This window comes from Burkholderia sp. Se-20378 (assembly GCF_017104665.1).
Classification (GTDB): Bacteria; Pseudomonadota; Gammaproteobacteria; order Burkholderiales; family Burkholderiaceae; genus Burkholderia; species Burkholderia lata.
Window position 1 is genome coordinate 1 of sequence record NZ_JAAGPG010000043.1, and the last position, 18,627, is coordinate 18,627.

An 18,627-nucleotide genomic window follows, 5' to 3' on the forward strand; every position below is an offset into this window, starting at 1 on the left:
CCGCGGCGCCTTCGGCATCGTCGCCGGCTTCATCCGGTTCCAGTCGAGCGTCAGGCGGCGTCGCACTCGACGAACGCCCGCCGATGCAGGATTGACCGGCGATGCGTCGCGCGTGCTGCCTTCCGCCCGACGCCGCTGTCCATGCTATTGACGCAGCGCATGATGCAAATGATGCGCTGCTTTTCTTATTCTCTTCATCCCGTCCGCAGCCATGCACGACAAAATCCTGATTCTCGACTTCGGTTCGCAAGTCACCCAACTGATTGCGCGACGCGTGCGCGAAGCGCACGTCTACTGCGAAATCCATCCGAACGATGTGTCCGACGACTTCGTCCGCGAGTTCGCGCCGAAGGCGGTGATCCTGTCGGGCAGCCACGCGAGCACCTACGAAGACCATCAGCTGCGCGCGCCGCAGGCCGTGTGGGATCTCGGCGTGCCGGTGCTCGGCATCTGCTACGGCATGCAGACGATGGCCGTGCAGCTCGGCGGCAAGGTCGAGTGGAGCGACCACCGCGAATTCGGTTACGCGGAAATGCGCGCGCATGGCCATACGCGCCTGCTCGACGGCATCGAGGACTTCAAGACGGACGAAGGCCACGGGATGCTGAAGGTCTGGATGAGCCACGGCGACAAGGTTGCCGAGCTGCCGCCGGGCTTCGCGCTGATGGCGTCGACGCCGAGCTGCCCGATCGCCGGCATGGCCGACGAGGCGCGTGGCTACTACGCGGTGCAGTTCCATCCGGAAGTCACGCACACGGTCAAGGGCCGCCAGATCATCGAGCGCTTCGTGCTGCAGATCGCCGGTGCGAAGCCCGACTGGATCATGAGCAACCACATCGAGGAAGCCGTCGCGAAGATCCGCGAGCAGGTCGGTGACGAGGAAGTGATTCTCGGCCTGTCGGGTGGTGTGGATTCGAGCGTCGCCGCTGCGCTGATCCATCGCGCGATCGGCGATCAGCTCACCTGCGTGTTCGTCGACCACGGCCTGCTGCGCCTGAACGAAGGCAAGATGGTGCTCGACATGTTCGAGGGCCGCCTGCACGCGAAGGTCGTGCACGTCGACGCGTCCGAACAGTTCCTCGGCCACCTGGCCGGCGTGACCGATCCGGAAGCGAAGCGCAAGATCATTGGCCGCGAGTTCGTCGAGGTGTTCCAGGCCGAGGCGCAGAAGCTGTCGAAGGCGAAGTGGCTCGCGCAGGGCACGATCTATCCGGACGTGGTCGAATCGGGCGGCACGAAGACGAAGAAGGCAACGACGATCAAGAGCCACCACAACGTCGGCGGCCTGCCGGAAACGCTCGGCCTCAAGCTGCTCGAGCCGCTGCGCGACCTGTTCAAGGACGAAGTGCGCGAGCTGGGTGTCGCGCTCGGCTTGCCGCCGGAGATGGTGTACCGCCATCCGTTCCCGGGCCCGGGCCTCGGCGTGCGGATTCTCGGCGAAGTGAAGCGCGAGTTCGCGGATCTGCTGCGCTGCGCGGACGCGATCTTCATCGAGGAACTGCGCAACACGACCGCGACCGCGCACGATGCGGCTGCCGGCCTGTGCGGCGAAGCCGATGTCGGCAAGAGCTGGTACGACCTGACGAGCCAGGCGTTTGCGGTGTTCCTGCCGGTCAAGTCGGTGGGCGTGATGGGCGATGGCCGCACGTACGACTACGTGACGTCGCTGCGCGCGGTGCAGACGACCGACTTCATGACCGCACACTGGGCGCACCTGCCGTACGCGCTGCTCGGCCGCGCGTCGAACCGGATCATCAACGAGGTGCGCGGAATCAACCGTGTGGTGTACGACATCTCGGGCAAGCCGCCGGCGACGATCGAGTGGGAATAACTGGACGTCCGGCACGTGCCGGTACAACCTGACAGCAGAACACATCAAAGCCCGCTTCACTGCGGGCTTTTTTGTTTTTGGCCGGATTGGAGCATTGCGCGGATTGCGTGTTTCATCGACTGGAACACACCGACAACATTCGTGCGCCATCAGGTGTCGCGGATGCCTTTATTTCCGCGCTCGTTCAACCAGCGGCTCCGCGCATCGACTGCACCATGCCGTGCTCGATCGGAACCCGCAATCAATTGCGGCGCAAAAGGCGCGGATCTGGAACAGCGTCCGCGTGCGTAACAACGCCGCTTGATGGCGCCGTCGGAAAACGACGTGCTGCCACTCCCCAATTTCGCCGCGAGTGTAATCGAGTGTAATTGATTGCTCCGCGCGCTCAGCCTAATTTCTTACCGGCAGGACGCTTCGTGGATGGCGGATCCAGGCCACCGCGGAGAGGGTGATGAATGTTATCGATGCGTGATGCGCGCAAGCCAGATTCGGTCTATACGACCCTGGTTTTCGGCTTTCTTTCAACTCACTGCAGGAGAAATTGTCATGTCGAACGAAAATGTCAGCGAAATTCAGAAGTTCGCGGAGCAGGCGGACGATTTGAAACGGGTAGACGTTGAGTCAATTCAGCTGGGCTATTGGGACAGTCAGGATAACCTTCCTTTCATGCTCAATAACGAGGGCGGGAATTCGTTTTACGTGAATGCCTCGAACACGGCGTTGCTGATCCAGATCGGAAACGCGCTCACAGCGCTTGGACAGAAGCAGAAGGTCGTGGCCTATCTGGGCGACCTCAAGCATGGCGGTGCCCTCAAGGTGCTCCTTATCGGCCTTGCATAGTACGAAAAATAAGTCGCGACTCGGTTGGTCAGCCTGGTGGCAGGGCACGACGGAATCAACCGGAAGACTGTCGCGACAAGCAAACGGCTTGGCAGGTTGCCAAGCCGTTTTGCATCAATGGATTGCGCGAGTCAGAACCATCGCGACCCGGATGCTCACGCGTGCGAGCCCACGAGCGAACGCAGGTACGTCGGCACTTTTGCCTTGGCCGTGGCCTGCACACGCGTCATGAGCGCGTGATCGATGCGATTCAGCCCGTAAGTCCGCGATATGTCGTGCTGCAGCCGGCACCACAGGTGACCGGCCATCTCGGCATCGACCATCGCCCGGTGCGCACGGCCCGATTTGGGCAACCGCAGCATATCCACCAGGCTCGACAGGCGGTGACTCCGGGCATCCGGGTAGATGCGTCGCGCCACGAGCATCGTGCACGCAAAGGCATGCTCGGCCGACATGCCGAGAATCCCGAGCTCTGACTGCCAGAACCGCTTGTCGAAACCGGCGTTGTGGGCGACGACGGCATGCTTGCCGACGAACGCTGCCGCTTCCTGCATGACTTTCGACGCAGGGGGCGCCGATGCAATCATCTCGTTCGTGATGCCGGTCAGCGCGACGACATCCGACGGTATCCGTCTGCCTGCATTCATCAGACTCTGGAAACGGTCGACGACTTGTCCGTCCCGGAGCAGGATGACGGCGATTTCGGTCGCTCGGTCGCCCATATTCGGCGACAGTCCGGTTGTTTCGAAGTCCAGTACCGCAACGGTTTGCATGGTTGAATCCTGTTGCTTCACGCGGTGTCGTTAGAGTGGCCGAGAGGTTAGCATCTCCAGGCCCGCGACAGGCTCGTTCAGCCCGAGAAACGACCATCCGTGCGGCGAACGCTGGCCCGAGCGACGATCGGGGCTGCTCGTGAATTCGTCTCGGTCCGCCGTTGGCTCGGCAGCACGCACGACGATGCAACAGGGGGCTGGTTGCCGACTATCGGCAGCGCATTGATCCGCGCGTCATGCCGTTATCCCGTTTTTACCTTCAACCATCCGGATCGCGCCGGTGGCTTGTCCCGCACCCTGCCTGATGCTGAACTCGATCAGATCCTCGTAAATCTCCCGTTGTCCGGCAGGCAGCACGGGCAGCAGCGTCTCGCGCCGCTTGTCCGCATCGAACAGCGATTCCACCAGCCATCCTGTCAGATAGACCGACGCAAGGCACCCGCCTGCGGTCGCGACGTTGCCGTGGCATACCAGCGGCTGTTCCGGCACGTCCAGCTCAAGTGCCTGCAAACCCTTCCGCGCGTCGGGATGCGTCGTGGCGCGGCGCTGCGGCAGCAGCCCGAGCCGCTCGAGAATGAAGGCCCCGCCGCAGATCGACCCGACAAGCTGGCGTTCGGGATCGAGATCGAACGACGGCAGGAAATCAGGATGGGCGAGTGCGGCCGGGACGCCTTCCTTGCCGCTCGAAAAAAGGACTGCGTCGGCGTGATTGGCGTCGGCGAGCGGGCCGTGCGTCGGGATGGCCAGGCCATGTGCGGAATGCAGCACCGGCTGTGCGCCCAGAATCCGGACGCGCCAGTCCCGGTTGTTGCGGCCGAGAATGTCCCACATCAGGAACAGGTCGATGTCGGTGAAGCGGTCGAATGCGACGAGCGCGATGTCTTTCAAGGTGGACTCCATGCGTAGTGGCGCGCAGCCGGAAGCGGCGGCGGCCGTGATAGAGTTCGCAGCCTATCTGTCCATGCCGCACCATACACAGCCTGTATGGCGATGACGATGAGCACACTGACGCGAAACGACTGGATTGCAGCGGGCTTCGACGCCCTCGACGGGGAAGGGTATGCGGGCATTTCGGCCGAAAGCCTTGCGCGCCGGCTGAACGTGACCCGCGGATCGTTCTATCACCACTTCCGCAATCGCGAGGACTTCGTCAGGACGTTGCTGACCGCGTGGGAGGACGACTACACCGCGCGCATGCTTGCGTATGCGGCGGACGGCCGCGGTGCCGGCGACACGCTGGCGCGCTATCTGCGCATTGCCGCCGAAAAGCGGCCCGGGCGTGAAATCGCGATTCGCGCATGGGCGTTGCACGATCCGCTGGTCGCGGAATTCCAGCAACGCGTCGACGCGGCGCGGCTCGCGTTTGCGGTCGAGACGTCACGCCGGCTGGTGCGTACGGCAGGCGAGGCCGAGATCGTCGGGCAGGCCGTGCACTTGTGCCTGATCGGTGGACAACAGGCCGGGCTGCGGCGCGATGCCGACCGGTTCAACGGGTTCATGCAGCGCGCGGTTGCAATGGTCGAACGCGTGCTGCCGATGCGTCGCGCATGACGCGTCACGTGGCCGTGTGCCGGTGCTCGTGCTGCATGCGTGGAGAGGATTCGGTATCAGGTAGCTGCGTTCGAGTGCCCGATGCGCATGACGTGAAGGGCGGCGCGATTTCCCGCGCTGGTCACGGTTATGCGTGCTGCGGCGAGGATGACGGTTTCGCGCGATAGCGCAGGTGAATCAGCGGATAGGCGCGTCCCTGTCCATCGAGCGCCGATCGCCCGGTGCGCTCGAAGCCGAGCCGTTCATAGAACCCCGCTGCCGATTCGTTCTGCTCGTTGACGTCGGTCGACAGGTCGGGATGACGCTTGAGCGCATCTTCGACGAGCAGGCGCCCGACACCCGCGCCGTGGTGAGCGGGATCGACGAACAGCGCCTCCATGTGACTCCCGTCGAGCAGCATGAAGCCGATCGCGCGGTCGGTATCGTCGACGGCGAGATCGAGCGGCGCACCGGGCAGGAACGCGACGACTTCGGATTCGATCGCGCGACGGTCGTCGTCGCTCAGGAAGTGGTGCGTGGCGTCGACCGCGTTGCGCCAGATATCCAGCACGCGTGCGCCGTCGGCCTGGGTGGACTTGCGAATTCTGATCATGGTTTGGCCCATCTTCGATTTGTAATGGGAAGTTCGGCGGGTAGCCGACACCGTCATGGCCCGATCGGGCCGCTCGCAAGGGCTGCGAGAAAGACGGCGGTGTTTCAGGTATTCAGGCGTTGGCCGGACGCTGTGCGTCGCCAAGATCCGCCGCGCGCTCGATCGCGCGTCGTGCGACGTCACGAACCCCCGCGCTCATCGGCAAATCATCGCGATCGAGCTCGGCGAGATCGAACCAGCCCGCGTCGAGCGCATCGTCGCCGGCGGCAGGCGTGCCGTGCAGCCATCGGCACAGCACCGCGACCATGACGAAATGCTGACGCACGTCGCCGTCAGCATCGTAATCGAACGCATCCAGCGCGGTAAAGGCGTCGAGCGCTTCGACGTCGACGGTGGTTTCTTCGGCGATCTCGCGCACGACCGCGTTCGCAATCGATTCCCCCGCTTCGATTTTGCCGCCAGGAAAGCCCCAGCAGCCCGCATCGGGCGGATTGGCGCGGCGTACCAGTAGCACGTCGCGCTCCCGCAGGACGATGCCGATCACGGCGGGAACCGGGCGGACGGAAGCGATGGCGTCGGTCGATGGGCGGGGCGAATCGGACATGATGGATCTGCGTGCGGGTGCGTTCGAGTGGGTGGGGCGGCCGGCGACGATTCACCGCGCGTCGTCGGTGCGCTGCTCGATCGCATGGATCACGGCGACCATGTCGTCCGCGCCATGTCCGGCCCGCTCGGTCTCGCCGTACAGCGCGTGGCAGATGTCGAGCAGTGGCGATGCGATGCCGATGCCGCGCGCGGATTCGGCGACGAGGCGTGCATTCTTCAGCACGTCGGTGATCGCGGCCTGCACCGAGAAATCCGCGGTGACGAGCTTGCCTAGCTTCACGCGCGACACGTCGCTCGCCATCGGGCCCGCATTCAGCACGTCGGCGAAGCGGGCGAGATCGATGCCGTGGCGTTGCGCGAAGTGCGTGGCTTCGGTCAGGCCGGTGACCATCGTGATCAGGAACAGGTTCACGGCGAGCTTCATCGTCAGCGCCGACGGGATGTCGCCGCACACGAAGCTGTCGCGGCACAGCGGCGTCACGAGCGCGCGGACGGCGTCGACGTCGTCCGGTGCGCCGGCGAGCATCACGACGAGTTGCCCGGCTTCGGCCGGCTTGCGCGACCCCGACACGGGCGCTTCGACATAACGGCCCGACGCGGCAGCGATGTCGTCGGCCAGCGCGCGCGAATACTCGGGTGCGTTCGTGCCCATGTTCACGATGGTGTGTCCGCCGACACGGGCGGCGAAACCGGGCGTGCTGCGCGCGAGGACGGCGTCGATCGCCGCGTCGTTCGCGAGCATCAGGATCACGGTGCCGCAGGTCGCGAACACGTCGTCTGCGTGCTCGGCCACGCGTGCACCGGCGTCGCGCAGCGCATCGTCACTGCCGTGCGATCGGCTCCACACGACGAGCGGCGTGCCGGCCCGCGCAAGATTGAGCGCCATCGGCGTGCCCATCACGCCGAGGCCGATGAATCCGACTGCGGTTTGCATGTTCTGGCTCCCACGGTGGGTGGAGACGATCGTGGGCGTCAGTATCGCAGCGTTTCCGCATGCCCGCTATTTCGTCCGCGCTCCCGTGCGAGCCACGTCACGGCCGCGCCGTCATGTCCGCCAGATACGGCCACGGATAGATGCCACGGGCGTGACCGTCGCCGAACACCGCGCGGATGCCGTAGCCGGCTGCTTCAAGGCGATCCAGCGTCAGGTCGGGCCGCGTATCGACACGACCGCCGTCGAGCCGGATCTTTCGGCATTCCGCACACGGGCAATCAACGCGCAGCTGTGCATAGCCGATGCGTTGCGTGTGACCCTCCGGCCAGCGGAGTGTCAACATGCGCGCCGAATGATCGAGCACGATTTCGGTCGGAGAGATCATTGCGGCGTCTCGTCGATTTGCCGGATCGCGATCCGCACGGCCTTGCGGACTTCCGGATCGTGATCCTCCAGAGCGCGGGTCAGCGCGGGCAACGTCGTGCGGTCGCGCAATTCACCGAGCGCAAGCGCGGCTTCCTTGCGCAGGTTGCTGATCGCATGCGACAGCAGCGCGACGACGGCCGGCGCCGCGGCCACATCGCGCAGTTGCCCGAGCGCACGCGCGGCACGCAAGCGCACTTGCCAGTAGTCGTCGTCGAGCGCCGCGACGAGGGGTTCGCGCGCGGTCGCAACGCGCAGCTTGCCGAGCGTCGTGGCCGCTTCCTCGCGCACCTGCCATTCGTGGTCGCGTAGTGCGACGAACAGTGCGTGGATGGTGGATGCATCGTCGGGCGCCGCGAAACCGATCGCGCCGACCGCAACACGTCGAACATCCGCAGCGGCATCGGATGTCGCGATGCGTGCGAGCGGCGGCAGCGCACGCGGATCCTTGAGCCAGCCGAGCACCGTCACGGCTTCGGCGCGCACCGCCGCGTGTTCGGCGTCGAGCGCGTGCAGCGCGGGCGCGAATGCGTCGGGGTCGCGCAATTCGCGCAATCCGCGTAGCACGGCACGACGCACGATCGGTTCGGGCCGGGCGGCCCATTGACACAGCACCGCGCCCGAGGCCACGTCCTTCAGCTCGGACAGGCTTTGCGCCGCGGCGGCGCGCACGTCGTCGTCCGGATCGAGCAAGGCACCGCACAGTGCGTCGACGACGTCGGGCTGCTCCCACGCACCGAGCACGCGGGCGGCTTCGCCGCGCACGTCGGCCGACGGATCGTCGCGCAGTGCGGCGATGAAAGCGGGCACGAATCCGGGGTCCTCGAGATCGGCGAGTTCGAACAGTGCGACGCGGCGCACGGCGGCATCGGGCGCGGCGAGGCGGGCGACGAGTGCGGCTTCGTCGGAGGCGTGTGCACGGGGCAACGCGGCAGCGAAGGAGGAGTCGGTCATGGGCGGCTGGAGAGGGCGTTGAGGGACGTGGCTAGCGCAGCAGGTAAGGGATGTCGACCTTGACCGCGCCGGTCGGGCAGTCGCGCTCGCACGGCATGCAGTACCAGCATTCGTCGAACTGCATATAGGCCTTGCCTTTGGTCACGTCGATTGCGAGCAGGTCGAGCGGGCACACGTCGACGCAGACGGTGCAACCCTTGTCGGCGATGCACAGGGATTCGTCAATCGTCACGGGTGCGCTGCTGCGCTGGAAAATGTCGTGCGGGGTATGGGGCATGGCAGGATCCTCAAAGGGCGGCCGCGAGCACGGCCGGTTCGCGGATGCGCAGATTCGTGTAGGCGGCGCGATCGTCGTCGGCAAGCGGCACGACGTATGGTTCCACCGGCCGTTTCTCGCTGCGCATCGCGCCGTCGGCGTCCTTGCGCAGCCAGGTGTGGCAGAACCATTCGGCGTCGTTGCGATGCGGAAAGTCGACGCGATGGTGGTACAGCCCCCAGCGGCTCTCGGTGCGGAACAGCGACGCGCGCGCGGCCATTTCCGCGCAGTCGCGAATCGCGCGCACTTCGGCGGCGCGCATCAGTTCGTGTGGATGGTTTGCCTTGATCGATTCGATATCCTCAGTAATGGCGTCGAAGCGTTGCAGCCCGATTTCCATCTTGCGCGTCACCTTCGGCGGTTGCAGATAGTCGTTCACCATGCGACGCAGCTTGTATTCGACCTGCGCCGGCGCCAGGCCGCGCTCGCGTAGCAACGGGGCGAGCACGCGGGTGCGTTCGGTGGCAACCTGTTCGTCGTCCACCGGCGCATGCTCGCGGCCGGCCACGTAGTCGGCCGCATTCTGCCCGGCAAACCAGCCGTACGTGAATGCGCCGAGCATGTAGTTGTGCGGGACGGCCGCCATGTCGCCGGCCGCGTAGAGCCCGGGCACCGTTGTCTCCGCGCGCGCGTTCACGTACACGCCCGATGCGCTGTGGCCGCTGCAGAAGCCGATCTCGGAGATGTGCATTTCGACCATCTGGCTGCGGTAGTCGGTGCCGCGCCCCGCATGGAAGCGGCCGCGACTCGGCCGCTCGTTCGTATGCAGGATCTGCTCGATCGTCTGGATGGTTTCTTCCGCGAGATGGTCGAGCTTCAGGAACACGGGGCCGTTGCCGCTTTGCAGTTCCTGGTAGAACTCCCACATCATCTGGCCGCTCCAGTAGTCGCATTCGATGAAGCGTTCGCCCTTGCCGTTCGCGGTGAAACCGCCGAGCGGGCCGGTGACGTACGCGCACGCGGGGCCGTTGTAGTCCTTGATCAGCGGATTGATCTGGAAGCATTCGAGATTCGCGAGCGCGGCACCGGCGTGATACGCCATCGCATAGCCGTCGCCCGCGTTGGTCGGGTTCTCGTACGTGCCCATCAGGTAGCCCGAGGCCGGCAGGCCGAGGCGGCCGGCCGCGCCACAGCAGAGAATCACGGCCTTCGCGCGGATCACGTGGAATTCGGCGGTGCGGCAGTCGAAGCCGAGTACGCCGCTCGCGCGGCCCTGCGCGTCGGTCAGCACGCGCGTCGCGACGATCCGGTTCGTGATCGCGATGCGCGCGCGCTTCAGCTGCCGGTACAGCACCTTCTTGATGTCGTGTCCTTCCGGCATCGGCAGCACGTACGAGCCCATGTGATGGACCTTCTTCACCGCGTAGTCGCCGGTGCCGTCCTTCTCGAACTTCACGCCCCAGCGGTCGAGCTGCTCGATCGTCGCGAAGCTGTGCGTCGCGTACGCGTACACGGCTTCCTGGTCGACGATCCCGTCGTTGGCGATCGTGATCTCGCGCGTGTATTGCTCGGGCGTCGCATGCCCCGGGATCACCGCATTGTTCAGGCCGTCCATCCCCATCGAGATCGCACCGCTGCGCTTCACGTTGGCTTTTTCGAGCAGCAGCACGCGCAGGGACGGGTCGCGCTCCTTCGCCTTGATCGCCGCCATCGGGCCGGCGGTGCCGCCGCCGACCACGACGATGTCGTATTCGAGCACATGGGTAGTCATCGCTGTTTCCTTGCAGGTTTGCGCGGTTTCTGTCGGTCGATCCGCAGCCGGTACTGGAAGGCGTCGCCGCGGAAGTAGAGGTATTCGTAGTCGATCGGTGCGCCCGACGCGTCGTGCGTGAGGCGCTCGATGCGCAGCACGGGGCTGCTTTCCTCGACGTGCAGCGCATCGACGATCTCGTCGTCGGCGAGGATCGCGTCGATCGACACGTCGGCATGGCCGAGCGCGATGCCGCAGTCGTTTTCCAGGACCAGGAAAATGTCGCGGGTCGCGAGATCGGCGCCCGCGAGACGCTTGCCGAGGGCTTCGGGCACCCAGGTCTGTTCGAGCGACACGGGCTCGCGATTCAGCAGCCGCACGCGATGAATCTCGACGAGCGGCGCACTTTCGGGCACGTTCAGCTTCGTCGCGAGATGGCGATCGGCCTTGACGGTGCGGAAGCTGCGCACCTGGTTGACGATCTCGTAGCCCATCGACGACATCGCCTCGGCGAAGCCCTGCAGCGACGTCACGTTCTGGAATGCCTTCGGCTTCGATACGAAGGTGCCCTTGCCGTGCAGCTTGAACAGCAGTCCTTCCTTTTGCAGGTCGCCGAGCGCCTGGCGCACCGTGATGCGACTGACGTCGAACATCGCGCAGAGTTCGTGCTCGGACGGCATCCGGCTGTGCGGCGCATAGGTGCCGTCGAGAATGCGCGCGCGCAGCGTGTCCTTGATCTGCACGTAGAGCGGGGCCGCCGACAGCGGCACGACGTTGGGGGAGGTCATCGGTCAACTTGTTATGACAAGATCGCTCGAGTGTAGTCAGCGCGATCGCGCACCCCAACCAACGATTTCTGATTTCGACTTTCCGATTCCGGAAAAGCGCGGCGACAAGGGACAGACCTAACGGACGATCCGGCATGGGGTGTCGGCCCGATCCGCCCGTTGCGGGCGGATCGGCGGACAATAAAAAAGACGGCGGCGCGTGTGCCGCGCATGTCGATTTCCCGATGCGTCGCCCGTCGTATCCATGTCGACCGGGTATTGCGCCACGCTGGTGGCGCCCGGTTTCCGAAGATGGCCGTCACGACAAGGAGGCACCCCATGCCGGATTCCCGATACCGTTGGGTCATCGTCGCCGCGGGCGGCCTGATGGGCTGCATCGCGATCGGCGCGATGTTTTCGCTGCCGGTGTTCCTGCGCGTGATCGCGCGCGACACGGGCTGGTCGATGACCGGCATTTCCAGCGCGATGACGCTCGGCTTCATCGCGATGGCCTTCGCGAGCATGGCGTGGGGCAGCCTGTCGGACCGCATCGGCACGCGCCCGGTCGTCATCACGGGCGCCGTCCTGCTGTCGGCAAGCCTGGCGCTGGCGAGCCGCGCGCCGTCGCTGCTCGCGTTCCAGCTCACTTTCGGTCTCGCTGTCGGCGGCGCGACGGCTGCGATATTCGCGCCGATGATGGCGTGCGTGACGGGCTGGTTCGACACGCACCGCAGCCTCGCGGTGTCGCTCGTGTCGGCCGGCATGGGGATGGCGCCGATGACGATGGCTCCGCTGGCCGCATGGCTCGTGTCGGTGCGCGACTGGCGCACGTCGATGCTGCTGATTGCGGCGCTGGCGGCCGTCGTGATGATTCCGGTGTCGCTGCTGGTGCGCCGGGCACCCGTGCTGGACGGCGCGCATGCGGCTCCAGCGGTGTCGGCGCCCGCCGGCGAGCCTGCGGCGATGTCGGTCGCGGATGCGCTGCGCTCGCCGCAGTTCATCGTGCTGTTGCTGACCAACTTCTTCTGCTGCGCGACGCATTCGGGCCCGATCTTCCATACGGTCAGCTACGCGGTGACGTGCGGGATCCCGCTGATCGTCGCGGTGTCGATCTACAGCGTCGAAGGGCTCGCCGGCATGGGCGGCCGGATCGCGTTCGGGATCCTGGGCGACCGCATCGGCGCGAAGCGCATGCTGGTAGCCGGGCTGCTTGCCCAGGCGCTTGGCGCGCTCGGGTACGATTTCGTGCGCACGCTCGACGGGTTCTACGCGGTCGCGACCTTGTTCGGCTTCATTTATGCGGGCGTGATGCCGCTGTATTCGGTGCTGGCGCGCGAGAACTTCCCGCTGCGGATGATGGGCACCGTGATCGGCGGCTGCGCGATGGCCGGCAGCCTCGGGATGGCCGCGGGCCCCGTGGCCGGCGGCCTGATCGTCGATACGTTCGGCAGCTACGGCTGGCTGTACGTCGGTTCGTTCGCGATCGGCGTGGGCGCATTCCTGATGGCGACGATGTTCCGCCCGTTCGCGAAAGCGCGACCGGAAACGGTGGCCGCGTGACCCGGCGACGGAGGCGGGGGCGGCTTCCGTTTCACCGGATCGGCGCGGCGTGGCCCGCGCTGCCGAAGAAAAAATCAGGGCCCGACACCGTGCACGTTGACGGGTGTCCGAACGGCCCGCAGCCCGCTGCGGCGCAGCAGAGCGGCAAATGAGACCGATCGGTATGCATGCGTCGCGATTCGGCCCCTAAAAAACGCAATATCGAGCATATATTCGAAGGGCCTGTCATACCCGCGTCACCCTGCTAGAATTCGGCCTGCCGCATTGTTCCGATTGACTGATGAGATTGCTTGACGCCCTGGTCGAACAACGTATTGCCGCCGCCGCCGCGCGGGGCGAGTTCGACGATTTGCCGGGTACCGGCGCGCCGCAGGCGCTGGATGACGACCTGCTCGTGCCCGAGGAGGTGCGGGTGGCCAACCGTATCCTGAAGAATGCGGGCTTCGTGCCGCCGGCCGTCGAGCAATTGCGCGCACTGCGCAATCTGCATGACGAAGTGCAGGCGGTCAGCGACCGTGCCGCGCGGTGCCGGCTGCAGGCAAAGATCCTCGCACTCGACATGGCGCTCGAATCGCTGCGCGGTGGCCCGATGGTGATGCCGCGCGACTACTGCCGGCGCATCGCGGAACGCCTGTGCGAGCGCGGGCTCGACGAAGCGTCCGCCGAAGCGGGGCCGATGTGACGTCCGACGCGCTGCACGACGCAGCCCGGTCGGCAGCCGCCCCGGCGACCGAACCCGCCGCTGAATCCCCCGTTCCCGAAGCCGCGCCCGTATCGGCGCGCGACCTGCATTTCATGCGTCTTGCGCAGGCTGCGGCCGAAGAGGCGCGCGCGGCCGGCGAAGTGCCGGTTGGCGCGGTGCTCGTGCGTGGCGACGAAGTGATTGCACGCGGCTTCAACCATCCGATCGGCGGGCACGACCCGTCGGCCCATGCGGAAATGGCCGCGCTGCGCATGGCCGCGCAGCATCTGCAGAATTACCGGATGCCCGGCTGCGAGCTGTACGTGACGCTCGAGCCGTGCCTGATGTGCGCGGGCGCGATCATGCATGCGCGCATCGCGCGGGTGGTCTACGGCGCCGCCGATCCGAAGACGGGCGCGTGCGGCAGCGTGATCGACGCGTTTGCGAACCCGCAGCTGAACCACCATACCGAAGTGACCGGCGGCGTGCTCGCCGACGAGTGCGGCGCCGCGCTGAAGTCGTTCTTCGCCGAGCGCCGTCGCGCGCTGCGCGAAGCACGGCTCACCCGCGACGCCGAATCCGGCGCGTCATAGGCGCGCCCGCCGCGCCCGTCGCACGGTGCGAGCCGGGCCGCGCACGGTTCCGTGAACCGGAGACGGTTCGGACCCTCTAAGCAGGTTTGACGACCCGACACCTCTCATCGCCATGTCCTTCCAGCCCGCCGCGTCCTACACCATCCGCCTGCTTGCGCCTTCCGGCTATCCGCACGACCCGGACGCGATCAATCGCGCGCTCGAGCGCCTCAGCACCGCGCAGCACCGCATCGAGAACATCGAAGCGACACAGCGGCGCTTTCAGCGGTTCGGCGGCACCGACGGCGAGCGGGCAGGCGACCTGAACCGCCTTGCCGATCCCGAGCGGCCGCTGCCGGACATCGCGCTCGCGGTGCGCGGCGGCTACGGCGCCGCACGCATCCTGCACGGGCTCGACTATCGGGGGCTCGAGCGCAGGCTGCGCGACCAGCCGGTCGCGCTGGTCGGTCACAGCGACTTCACGGCGCTCCAGCTCGCGTTGTACGCGAAGGCGCGCATCAAGACGTTCGGCGGCCCGATGCTGTCCGCCGACTTCGGCGCGGAAACGCCGAGCGATTTCACGATGCAGCACTTCTGGCAGACGCTGACGCAGCCGAGTACGACGATCATCGCCGACGCGCCGCAGGTGCAAAGCGTGAACGTGACGGGCACGCTGTGGGGCGGCAACCTCGCGATCCTCACGTCGCTGGTCGGCACACCGTACATGCCGGACATCGAAGGCGGCATCCTGTTCATCGAGGACGTCAACGAGCAGCCGTTCCGGATCGAACGGATGATCTATCAACTGCACCTGTCGGGGCTGCTCGCGCGCCAGCAGGCGCTCGTGCTCGGTCAGTTCACCGGCGCGCGGCCGTTCGAGTACGACAACGGCTACGACATGCAGGCGATGATCGACCAGGTGCGTGAGGTGGTCGGCATCCCGGTCGTGACGGGGCTCCAGTTCGGCCACGTGCCCGATCTGCTGACGCTGCCGTTCGGCGCGCAGGCGCAACTGGTCGCGAATGCGCACGGTTTCCGCCTCACTTTGTCGGACTATCCGCACCTCGGTTGAGGTGGGCGCAGTCGATCGAAAGGCGGGTTTCCCGCCTTTTTCTTTATGTAAGCGTGCAACTAACGGTCTGCATTTTTCGTCGACGCCAGCAGGGTCCACGCCCGATCTTGCACCAGTTTTGTCAACAAAATGGCCGGGAGGGTATACGACGAGAATGGCCTCTGTCGTACGTCCAAGCCTTGTCATGCATGGATTCGACGCATCGTGCACCGAACGGGGTCGCACCGATGCACGCCGATTGTGCGCAATGTCGGAAAAGAATTGTTGACAATCTTTATGTCCGCCCTAGGATGAGGATCATCACACGATGCCGATCATGAACGAGCCTGAATCCCACCCGTCCGGTGCAGCCAGTCCCGAAGCGATCGCCGAGCGGATCCGCACGGCGATCCTCGAGCATCGGCTCGCGCCGGGCGCGAAGCTGACGGAGGCGCAGCTCTGCGACGTGTTCAACGTGAAGCGCGGGGCGATCCGCCAGGCGCTCGCGCAGCTCGCGACCGACAAGCTGGTCGATCTCGAGCCGAACCGCGGCGCGTTCGTCGCGAGTCCGACGCTGCAGGACGTGCACGAGGTGTTCGAGATGCGCCGGATCATCGAGCTCGCCGTGGTCGAGCGGCTTGCGACCGGGCCCGGCGCGAAGCGGCTGAAGGGCGTCGCTTCGCTGATCGAGAAGGAACGCAAGGCGTTCCAGCGGCAGGACTTCGCGGCCTGGATCCGCCTGTCGGGCGAATTCCATACGACGCTCGCCACGCTGATGGGCAATGCGACGCTCAGCGAGTGCCTCGAAGGGCTCGTCGCACGCTCGACGCTGATGTCGGCGCTGTACGAGTCGCACGGGCGCAGCCCGTGTTCGTGCGACGACCACGACGAGATCCTCTCCGCGCTGGAGGCGGGCGATCCGGAGCGGGCGGTGACGCTGATGGCGCACCATCTGCAGCATGTCGAACTGAAGATGCTGGACCGGCCCGCACAAGGGCAGGTCGATTTGCGCGAAGTGTTCGGCGGCGCCTGAGCGGCGACGCGAACCCGGCCGCGCGCCACAAGAACGAGCGAAATGCAGGCCCGCGGCGTTTGCCGTGGGCCGCTGGTCCGACTCCGGGCGTCGATCCGGAGCGATATCGATGACGGTGGAGCGGCCGCCCGGCCGCGTCAAGGAGAAGTCATGGCTCAGTTCAGTGTGGCGCACGACAGCGCCTATCCGGCGGAAGAAGGCGGCGAGGGCGGCGACCCGACACTGCCGAATGGTTACAGTGAACATCTGTACAACGAAGATTTGGCACCCCTGAAAAATCAGACATGGGGTTCATACAATATCTTCGCATTCTGGATGTCGGACGTGCACAGCGTCGGCGGCTACGTGTTCGCGGGCAGCCTGTTCGCGCTCGGGCTGACGAGCTGGCAGGTGCTGATCGCGCTGATCGTCGGGATCGGCTTCGTGAACCTGCTGTGCAACCTGATCGCGCGGCCGAGCCAGCAGATCGGCGTGCCGTATCCGGTCGCGTGCCGTGCGACGTTCGGCGTGCTCGGCGCGAACGTACCGGCCGTGATCCGCGGGCTGATCGCGATCGCGTGGTACGGCATCCAGACCTATCTCGCATCGAGCGCGCTCGTGATCGTCGTGCTGAAATTCTTCCCGCAGTGGCTGCCGTACGCGGACGTGCATCGCTACGGCTTCCTCGGGCTGTCGGCAGTCGGCTGGGCCGGCTTCATGCTGCTGTGGGTGCTCCAGGCGTTCGTGTTCTGGAACGGGATGGAGACGATCAAGAAGTTCATCGACTTCGCGGGGCCGGCCGTCTACGTGGTGATGTTCATCCTCGCCGGCTACATGGTGTGGCGCGCGGGCTGGCGCAACATCGGCATCAACCTCGGCGGCGTGAAGTACCACGGCGCGGAAGTGATTCCGGTGATGATCACGGCCGTATCGCTGGTCGTGTCGTACTTCTCCGGGCCGATGCTGAATTTCGGCGATTTCTCGCGCTACTGCCGCTCGTTCGGCGAAGTGAAGCGCGGCAATTTCTGGGGGCTGCCGGTCAACTTCCTCGCGTTCTCGCTCGTCACGGTGATCACGACGGCCGCGACGCTGCCGGTATTCGGCGAACTCATCACCGATCCCGTCGAGACGGTCGGCCGCATCGACCATCCGACCGCGGTGATCCTCGGGGCGCTGACCTTCACGATCGCGACGATCGGCATCAACATCGTCGCGAACTTCGTGTCGCCCGCGTTCGACTTCTCGAACGTCGCACCGCGCCTGATCAGCTGGCGCGCGGGCGGGATGCTCGCGGCGGTCGCGTCGATCTTCATCACGCCGTGGAACCTGTTCAACAACCCGGCCGTGATCCACTACACGCTCGACGTGCTCGGTGCGTTCATCGGCCCGCTGTATGGTGTGCTGATTGCCGACTTCTACCTCGTCAAGCGCGGCCGGCTCGTGCGCGACGACCTGTACACGATGTCGGAAAGCGGCACGTACTGGTACACGGGTGGCGTGAACCGCCGTGCGCTAGCCGCGCTGTTGCCGGCCGCGGTGATCGCGATCGTCTGCGTGATGGTGCCGGGCTGGCAGGGCGTTGCGAACTTCTCGTGGTTCATCGGCGCGGGGCTCGGTTTCGTGTTCTACCGGTTGCTCGTGAGCACGAAGGCCTGAGGAGCGTGAGATGAAGATCCGACTGATCAATCCGAATACGACCCAGCGAATGACCGACGCGATGGGCCGCTGCGCACGCGAGATCGCGGCGGCCGGTACAGAGATCGTCGCGGTGAGCCCGTCGATGGGGCCGCCGTCGATCGAAGGCTATTACGACGAGGCGCTCGCGACGCCGGGGCTGCTCGCCGAAATCGTGCAGGGCGAGCGCGACGACTGCGACGCGTACGTGATCGCATGCTTCGGCGATCCCGGCCTCTACGCGGCGCGCGAGCTCGCACGCGGGCCGGTGATCGGCATCGCCGAGGCCGCGATGCATGCGGCGAGCGTGCTCGCGCCGGGCTTCTCGGTCGTCACGACGCTCGCCCGCACCTGCGGGATGGCGTGGCACCTCGCGGAGCGCTACGGAATGAAGCGGTTCTGCCGCAACGTGCGCGCGACCGACGTCGCGGTGCTCGAGCTCGACCGGCCGGGCTCGGCCGCGCGCCGGATCATCGTCGACGAATGCCGGCGCGCACTCGACGAGGACGGCGCCGACGCGATCGTGCTCGGTTGCGCGGGGATGGCCGAGTTCGCGCACGAGATCGAGCAGCAGATCGGCGCACCGGTGGTCGAGGGCGTCACGGCGGCCGTCAAATGGGCCGAGGCGCTCGTCGCGCTGCGCCTCGCGACCGCGAAGCGCGGCGACTACGCGCGGCCGCTGCCGAAGCGCTACGACGGCGCGTTCGCCCGCTTCAGCCCGCCGGACGGGGATGAGGCGGAACCGGTGCCGAATTTGCCGCAACCGCACATACACACCGTCTGACACGCACTATCTGCG

The 18,627-nt window shown here is 66.0% G+C and carries 20 protein-coding genes; 10 read left to right on the top strand and 10 right to left on the bottom strand.

Going from position 1 to position 18,627, the window contains the following annotated elements; all coding sequences use genetic code 11:
* Positions 1-211: 211 nt before the first annotated feature.
* Both guaA and G3N93_RS08255 read left to right on the top strand, forming a co-directional pair.
* On the top strand, positions 212-1,831 hold the full coding sequence (gene guaA / locus G3N93_RS08250) for a glutamine-hydrolyzing GMP synthase (protein ID WP_206132760.1): 1,620 nt from the start codon (positions 212-214) through the stop codon (positions 1,829-1,831).
* A gap of 546 nt (positions 1,832-2,377) precedes the next feature.
* Complete coding sequence (locus G3N93_RS08255; protein WP_174941678.1) at positions 2,378-2,671, top strand: hypothetical protein; 294 nt, start codon at positions 2,378-2,380, stop codon at positions 2,669-2,671.
* 155 nt (positions 2,672-2,826) lie between these two features.
* Here G3N93_RS08255 and G3N93_RS08260 read toward each other — a convergent pair whose 3' ends face one another.
* Both G3N93_RS08260 and G3N93_RS08265 read right to left on the bottom strand, forming a co-directional pair.
* On the bottom strand, positions 2,827-3,444 hold the full coding sequence (locus G3N93_RS08260) for a PolC-type DNA polymerase III (protein WP_174941299.1): 618 nt from the start codon (positions 3,442-3,444) through the stop codon (positions 2,827-2,829).
* Positions 3,445-3,678: 234 nt separating this feature from the next.
* A complete protein-coding gene (locus G3N93_RS08265; protein WP_206122235.1) occupies positions 3,679-4,344 on the bottom strand; it encodes a DJ-1/PfpI family protein in 666 nt (221 codons plus the stop codon).
* A gap of 96 nt (positions 4,345-4,440) precedes the next feature.
* Between G3N93_RS08265 and G3N93_RS08270 the strand changes: the two genes are divergently transcribed.
* Positions 4,441-4,995, top strand: a complete 555-nt coding sequence (locus G3N93_RS08270; protein WP_174941672.1) for a TetR/AcrR family transcriptional regulator — start codon at positions 4,441-4,443, stop codon at positions 4,993-4,995.
* Positions 4,996-5,122: 127 nt separating this feature from the next.
* Here the strand turns inward: G3N93_RS08270 and G3N93_RS08275 are convergent, their stop codons facing one another.
* From G3N93_RS08275 to G3N93_RS08310, 8 genes are all read right to left on the bottom strand, one after another.
* Positions 5,123-5,587 (bottom strand): acetyltransferase, encoded by a 465-nt coding sequence (locus G3N93_RS08275; protein ID WP_206122237.1) that lies wholly within the window; start codon positions 5,585-5,587, stop codon positions 5,123-5,125.
* 112 nt (positions 5,588-5,699) lie between these two features.
* Positions 5,700-6,191, bottom strand: a complete 492-nt coding sequence (locus G3N93_RS08280; RefSeq protein WP_206122238.1) for an NUDIX hydrolase — start codon at positions 6,189-6,191, stop codon at positions 5,700-5,702.
* A gap of 51 nt (positions 6,192-6,242) precedes the next feature.
* A complete protein-coding gene (locus G3N93_RS08285) occupies positions 6,243-7,127 on the bottom strand; it encodes an NAD(P)-dependent oxidoreductase (RefSeq protein ID WP_206132761.1) in 885 nt (294 codons plus the stop codon).
* Positions 7,128-7,224: 97 nt separating this feature from the next.
* Positions 7,225-7,512, bottom strand: coding sequence for a DUF971 domain-containing protein (locus G3N93_RS08290; RefSeq protein WP_174988214.1), 288 nt, complete (start codon positions 7,510-7,512; stop codon positions 7,225-7,227).
* The gene (locus G3N93_RS08295; protein ID WP_206132762.1) at positions 7,509-8,504 is read right to left on the bottom strand and encodes a HEAT repeat domain-containing protein; all 996 of its coding nucleotides are present in this window, start codon (positions 8,502-8,504) and stop codon (positions 7,509-7,511) included. Before G3N93_RS08295 ends, G3N93_RS08290 begins: the two co-directional genes overlap by 4 nt.
* Positions 8,505-8,535: 31 nt before the next feature.
* Entirely contained in the window at positions 8,536-8,781 is a 246-nt protein-coding gene (locus tag G3N93_RS08300; protein WP_006490846.1) for a ferredoxin family protein, read from the bottom strand.
* A gap of 10 nt (positions 8,782-8,791) precedes the next feature.
* Positions 8,792-10,531: a fumarate reductase/succinate dehydrogenase flavoprotein subunit gene (locus tag G3N93_RS08305; protein ID WP_206132763.1), complete on the bottom strand. Its 1,740-nt coding sequence runs from the start codon at positions 10,529-10,531 to the stop codon at positions 8,792-8,794.
* Entirely contained in the window at positions 10,528-11,298 is a 771-nt protein-coding gene (locus tag G3N93_RS08310; RefSeq protein WP_206132764.1) for a GntR family transcriptional regulator, read from the bottom strand. Before G3N93_RS08310 ends, G3N93_RS08305 begins: the two co-directional genes overlap by 4 nt.
* 318 nt (positions 11,299-11,616) lie before the next feature.
* Here G3N93_RS08310 and G3N93_RS08315 point away from each other — a divergent pair, with 318 nt between their 5' ends.
* The 7 genes from G3N93_RS08315 to G3N93_RS08345 all read left to right on the top strand — a co-directional run bounded on the left by G3N93_RS08315 (position 11,617) and on the right by G3N93_RS08345 (position 18,612).
* Positions 11,617-12,837, top strand: coding sequence for an MFS transporter (locus tag G3N93_RS08315; protein ID WP_206132765.1), 1,221 nt, complete (start codon positions 11,617-11,619; stop codon positions 12,835-12,837).
* A 280-nt stretch (positions 12,838-13,117) separates the two neighbouring features.
* A complete protein-coding gene (locus G3N93_RS08320; RefSeq protein WP_006478536.1) occupies positions 13,118-13,519 on the top strand; it encodes a DnaJ family domain-containing protein in 402 nt (133 codons plus the stop codon).
* Positions 13,516-14,112: a tRNA adenosine(34) deaminase TadA gene (tadA, locus tag G3N93_RS08325; protein WP_174941659.1), complete on the top strand. Its 597-nt coding sequence runs from the start codon at positions 13,516-13,518 to the stop codon at positions 14,110-14,112. The genes G3N93_RS08320 and tadA overlap by 4 nt, the downstream gene beginning before the upstream one ends.
* A gap of 112 nt (positions 14,113-14,224) precedes the next feature.
* Positions 14,225-15,163 carry a muramoyltetrapeptide carboxypeptidase gene (gene ldcA, locus G3N93_RS08330; protein WP_174941274.1) on the top strand — a complete coding sequence of 313 codons (939 nt, stop codon included), beginning with the start codon at positions 14,225-14,227 and terminating at the stop codon, positions 15,161-15,163.
* A 307-nt stretch (positions 15,164-15,470) separates the two neighbouring features.
* Complete coding sequence (locus G3N93_RS08335) at positions 15,471-16,175, top strand: GntR family transcriptional regulator (RefSeq protein WP_206132766.1); 705 nt, start codon at positions 15,471-15,473, stop codon at positions 16,173-16,175.
* Between the two features lie 150 nt (positions 16,176-16,325).
* Positions 16,326-17,810 carry an NCS1 family nucleobase:cation symporter-1 gene (locus G3N93_RS08340; protein WP_206132767.1) on the top strand — a complete coding sequence of 495 codons (1,485 nt, stop codon included), beginning with the start codon at positions 16,326-16,328 and terminating at the stop codon, positions 17,808-17,810.
* A gap of 10 nt (positions 17,811-17,820) precedes the next feature.
* Entirely contained in the window at positions 17,821-18,612 is a 792-nt protein-coding gene (locus G3N93_RS08345; RefSeq protein ID WP_206132768.1) for an aspartate/glutamate racemase family protein, read from the top strand.
* The last annotated feature ends 15 nt before the right edge of the window (positions 18,613-18,627 follow it).